Here is a 3,231-nt window from a genome sequence, read left to right as displayed (position 1 = left end):
AGGCGATCCAGTTATCGGAACCGAAACGCTGTAGCGAGAAACCGAGCCACCTCTGCCGACCCGCCAGTAGCGCTCATCCGCCACGGCCGCACGCAAATCACTTTCAGTTATTCGAACGATCCGTGACATCACCCACTGCTGACTATCGGAATGTCCTCCTAATTAGTTATAGGATAATAGTCAAGGATAATTTTCTCCCTATCCTTCCCCAAACATGCGGCTGGCCGCTGCTCCGAGGCGCGGGGCGCCCGCCACCGGCCAAGCCTGCTCCGCGCTCCATGACACAAACCCCAATTGGTATCAGCGATATTTTCAATCCCAGGAGTTATATTCTTTACCCAAACAGGATTTCTGTCCAGACCAATCCTTGCGCCGCCCCTTCCCTCCAGCCTCCTCCCGCCTATGCTCTCCCCCAGCCGCAACCCAAGCCGCCAGGTGGTCCCTCATGCGTGTCGAACACCTCTATCGCTACCCCGTGAAGGGCCTCACCCCCGAGGCGCTGGACGAGATCGCCATCGAGGCCGGCCGATGCATCGCGCATGACCGGCGCTTCGCCCTCGCCCAGGGCGATGCGCCCTTCGATCCGGCGGCGCCAAAATTCGTCCCCAAGCAGAATTTTGCCTGCATGATGGCCCATCCCCGGGTGGTGCTGATCCGTGCCGGCTTCGATGCGCATGACAGGCTGCTGCTGCTCTCCGCCCCCGGCCAGGCGCCGCTCTCGGCCGACCCAACCCGCCCCGAGGGCCGCGCCGCCATCGCCGGTTGGATGACGGCGTTTCTGGGCGAGGAAGCCCGCGGCACCCCCGTCTTCCATGATGTGCCCGGCCATAATTTCACCGATCAGGTGAAAAAGGGCGTCACCCTGATCAACCTCAACACCCTGCGTGATTTCGAGCGGAAAATTGGCCGCAGGCTGGACCCGCTGCGCTTTCGGGCCAATGTCTATTTCTCCGGCCTGCCGGCCTGGGCCGAATTCGACTGGGTGGGCCAGGATGTGCTGCTGGGCACGGCGCGGTTGAGTATCTTCAAGCGCACCGTGCGCTGCCCTGCCACAAAGGTGAATTTGGACACCGGCGAGCGTGATTGCGACGTTCCGGCCCTGCTGATGGAACATTACGGCCATCGCGACCTGGGCGTGCATGCGGTGGTGAGCGAGAGCGGCCATGTCGCCATTGGGGATAGTCTGGAGGCGCTCTGAACAGGAGAGAGCCGCGCTTGGGGCGCTCAGCCCATGGCCAGCGCCTCGCCCACCAGGCCGCGTTCCAGCCGCCCGGCCGCCGCCGCCACCGCCATGGTGAGCCCCGGTTCGCGGTAATACACGCCGCGGATATGCAGGTGGGCGGCGATGGCGCGGAGGAAGGCATCGGCCAACCCGGCATCCGGCGGGGCGGCTGCCCAAAATTCGTCCAAAACGCCCATATGGGCGAGGCCGGGGCAACGATAAATCGCCTCCCCCATGGCATGCACCGCCCGGCCGAGCTGCAGGGCGCGAATACCCACCGTGCTGTTCACGGTAACCACGCCGCGCGCCGCATTCAGCATGGCATCCAGCTCACCTGCACCGAGAAAATGTACCCGCCCCGCCACACCATGCCGCGCCGCCATGGCCGCCACGAGCCGCCTCCAGGGCTTCAAGCCAGGGTCAAGCGGGTGAACTTTGACCAGCAAATGCCCTTCCAGCGGGGCCGCGCGGGCAAAGCTGGCTACCACCCGGGCAATCGCCTGGTCCATGCTCTTGAAATTGCTGTAGGCGCGGATGGAGTAGTCGGTTTCCATCTGCATGGCGAAGAGCCAGCGCGGCGCCCCCACGGGTAGGTTTGCCTGGAGCGCTTCGGCCCGCCTGGCCTCAGCCTTGCGGCGCAGCAGGGCAAGCCCGGTGCCGATATAGGCCGGTATCGGGTGATGCAGCAGAAAACTCCGGTAATGCCGAAATCGGCCCGGCAGCAGATTGGCGAGGTGATACTGCATGTCCCATCGCGCCTGCTGGCCGAAATCATCCAGGTGGCGCCTCTGCTCATCCACCGGCGGCAGGCCAGCGGCCAGGGCGAGAATGGCGTCAGGCTCACGCGGGAAGCGGCTGTCGCGGTTCAGCCCGTCCCGCTCCAGGATGATCCAATCCGGCCTGAGATAGCCAAAATCGGTCACGGTCACGCCGATGCCGGCGGCATGCGCGGCGGCGATGGCCAAGGCGTGATGGTCACGCTGCTCGCCGAGCAAAATCATGTCGGTGATGGCATGCCGGGCCAGAACATCGTCGATAAAACTCGGCCAGGCGGCGATCCGGCCGGTGAAATCCATCGCCGGTTCGGGCCAGAAGAGCGTGTCGCCCCGGCAGAGATTGATCCGGTGCACCGCATGGCCGCGCGCGCGCAACAACAGCCCGAGCCGGTAGAAAAACGGCGATATCGGGCCTTGCAGAAACAGAAAACGCCTTCGCGGGAAGGCCTCGGTCATACTGAGCGACTTCACGTAGGATCCATAGGAGTGGGAGTTCATCGCCACCCCCCGGCAGGGGCAAACAGGCTGGCCTTGGCATCATCGGCAGTGACCAGCCGCACACCCTGGGCCCCCAGCCCGGAGAGGGTCGGGCCATCCGGAAAGGGGCAATAGGGCAGCAGAGGCGGTGGTTCGGGGCGGGCGGGCAATAGGGCCAGCGCCTCCTCCAGCACGGGCAAGGCCGCCAGATGCAGCATCCGCGCCGCGCCGCCCACGCTCAGCCCGGGCGGCAGCGCCACCGCCCGCTGCGCCAGCACCCCGCCAGCATCGATGCGCTCCGCCATGGTATGGATGGAAACGCCCGTCGCAGCCTCGGCCAGGGCATACAGCGTGGGGATGGGCCCGCGATGCCGCGGCAGCAGCGAGGGGTGCACATTCACCCCGCCCAAAGGCGCGATTGCCAGGGTTTCCGCGGTAAAAAACTGGTCGAAATGGAAGGAGAGAATGACATCCGGGCGCGCCGCCCGCAGCCTTGCCTGGGCCTGCGCCGCGTTCACATCGCGCAGGCGCAAGGATGGAATGCCCGCCGCGCGGCAGAGATCGCTCAGCCGCCCGGAGCGGCGCAACAGCCCCGGCGCGACAAAATTCGCCGCAAAATAGGGCAGGATAGCCCAGCCAGAGTGGCCAAGATGGCGTCGGGCCGCGGCCAGCAGACCGTGGCGATATGGATCACTTCGGCCCAGCAGAACGATACGCGCAGGGTCACGCGCCACGAAACGCAGCACCGCCTCGGCA

The 3,231-nt window shown here is 65.5% G+C and carries 3 protein-coding genes; 1 reads left to right on the top strand and 2 read right to left on the bottom strand.

The genetic code is table 11. From position 1 onward, the window contains the following. Positions 1-445: 445 nt before the first annotated feature. Entirely contained in the window at positions 446-1,198 is a 753-nt protein-coding gene (locus tag ABWP84_RS18440) for an MOSC domain-containing protein (RefSeq protein WP_353213485.1), read from the top strand. 26 nt (positions 1,199-1,224) lie between these two features. On the opposite strand, the gene ABWP84_RS18435 is transcribed toward ABWP84_RS18440, so the two are convergent. Beyond that, positions 1,225-2,469, bottom strand: a complete 1,245-nt coding sequence (locus tag ABWP84_RS18435) for a capsular biosynthesis protein (protein ID WP_353213484.1) — start codon at positions 2,467-2,469, stop codon at positions 1,225-1,227. Positions 2,470-2,492: 23 nt separating this feature from the next. Next, positions 2,493-3,231, bottom strand: a 739-nt coding sequence (locus ABWP84_RS18430) for a formyltransferase family protein (RefSeq protein WP_353213483.1), incomplete at its 5' end; no start/stop codon positions are given.

It is taken from the genome of Rhodovarius sp., from assembly GCF_040399605.1.
Taxonomy (GTDB): Bacteria; Pseudomonadota; Alphaproteobacteria; order Acetobacterales; family Acetobacteraceae; genus Rhodovarius; species Rhodovarius crocodyli_A.
The sequence above is the reverse complement of the archived record's forward strand: the minus strand, read 5'-3'. Positions and strand labels throughout refer to the sequence as shown.

What these genes read in the sequence shown, in the direction of transcription:
- ABWP84_RS18440 (WP_353213485.1), top strand. Translation starts at nt 446, where the DNA reads ATGCGTGTCGAACACCTCTATCGCTACCCCGTGAAGGGCCTCACCCCC.